The sequence below is a fragment of the Mitsuaria sp. TWR114 genome (genome assembly GCF_007997345.1).
Genome location: NZ_VOSR01000636.1, coordinates 1 through 1,721, shown reverse-complemented (window position 1 = coordinate 1,721; position 1,721 = coordinate 1). Strand labels below are relative to the sequence as shown.

Annotated in this window: 2 protein-coding genes; both read left to right on the top strand. The window is 70.4% G+C overall.

The window, feature by feature from the left end:
- The coding region (locus tag FUT87_RS21280; RefSeq protein WP_147242311.1) for an ABC transporter substrate-binding protein at nucleotides 1-808 on the top strand (808 nt) is incomplete at its 5' end.
- A 53-nt stretch (nucleotides 809-861) separates the two neighbouring features.
- Nucleotides 862-1,721: carbohydrate ABC transporter permease (locus tag FUT87_RS21275; protein ID WP_222617233.1), on the top strand; the 860-nt coding region annotated here is incomplete at its 3' end.

Sequence of the window (1,721 nt, the reverse complement as noted above, 5' to 3'; positions counted from 1 at the left end):
TGCTGGCGCGCGCCGGCTGCTTGAAACCGATCTCACGCACTCGTGGTCAGGTTTCATCGAGGCCGGCCGGACGCTGCGGGCCCGCACCGGCGCCTACCTGGTCGCGCATGCGCAGGACCTCAAGGACATCCGCATCCGCGCCGGTCTGGCCGACGGGGAGGGGGTGTTCTTCGATCCGCAGGGGCGCAGCCAGGTGCAGACGGCGCGTTTCCGCCGCGCCTTCGAACTGGCGCTGCAGGCGCGCGATGCCGGCATCGACGCGCGGGTGCGCGCCTGGAGCAATGAATGGTCCGAAGGCTTCCGCCGCGGGGCCATCGCGACGCAGATGATGGGCTGCTGGCTGGGCGGCCACCTGAAGCGGTGGATCGCGCCGGAGACGGCCGGGCTCTGGCGGTCCGCGCCCTTGCCCGAGGGCGCGGCGGCGGCCTGGGGCGGCTCCTTCTACGCGATCCCGGTGCATTCGCAGCAGAAGGCGCTGGCCTGGGACCTGCTGCAGCTGCTGGCCTTGGACCGGGACCAGCAGGTGGCCGCCTTCCGCTCGCTCGACGCCTTCCCGGTGCTGCTGTCCGCGCAGGACGACGGCTTCCTGTCCGAGCCCATCGACTTCCTGGGCGGGGAGGCGGCGCGCCTGCAGTGGCGGGACATGGCGCGCCGGATTCCGGCGATCACGATCGACCGTCATGACGCCGTGGCCGACGAGGTCGTGCGCAACGAACTCGACCAGGTGCTGTTGCATCGCAAGGGCATCGACCAGGCGCTGGCCGACGCGCGCGCCACCGTCGAGCGCCGCGTGCGCCGACGCGCCTGATCCGCCGCGCTTTCCCTGGAACCTCGCCCACGAGCCCTTGCATGAGCCCCCGCATGAGCCTTCGCCTCACCTGGCCGCACCGGCTGCGCATTCCGCGCCGCTGGATGCCTTACCTCTTCATCAGCCCGTTCTTCTTGCTCTTCGCGGCCTTCGGCCTGTTCCCGCTGCTGTTCTCCATCGTGCTGTCGCTGCACAGCTGGGACGCCGCCGCCGGGCTGGGCGCGATGCAGTGGGTCGGCCTGGACAACTACCTCTACGCGCTCACCCGTGACGACGGCCTGCGCGCCTCGCTCTTCAACACGCTGTGGCTGGCCGTGGTGGGCTGCGTGCCGCAGCACTTGGTCGCGCTGCCGCTGGCCTACTACCTGCACACCGCCTTCCGGCGCTGGCGCAACGGCGTGGTGGGGCTCTATTTCCTGCCCTTCATCACCTCGACCGTCGCGGTGTCGCTGGTCTTCTCGGCGCTGTTCTCCAAGGACTTCGGCGCGATCAACGCGGCGCTGCTGGGCCTGCACGAGCTGCCGCTGCTCGGCGCCCTGTTCCCGTCCACGCCGATCGACTGGGACCAGGCCGAGAACACGCGCTGGATGGTCGCGATCGTGGTGTTCTGGCGCTACGTCGGCTGGAACACGGTGCTCTACCTCTCGGCCATCCAGACGCTGCCGCGCGACCTCTTCGAGGCGGCGCGCGTGGACGGCGTCAGCGAGCGCCAGACCTTCCTGCACCTCGTGCTGCCGCAGCTGCGGCCGATGATCTTCTTCGCGGTGACGCTGGCCATCATCGGCAGCCTGCAGCTGTTCGAGGAGCCCTTCATCCTCACCAGCGGCACCGGCGGCTCGGGCCAGGCCGGCAAGACCGTGGCCATGCACCTGTACTCGGTCGCCTTCACCGACGGCGACTTCGGCACCGCCTC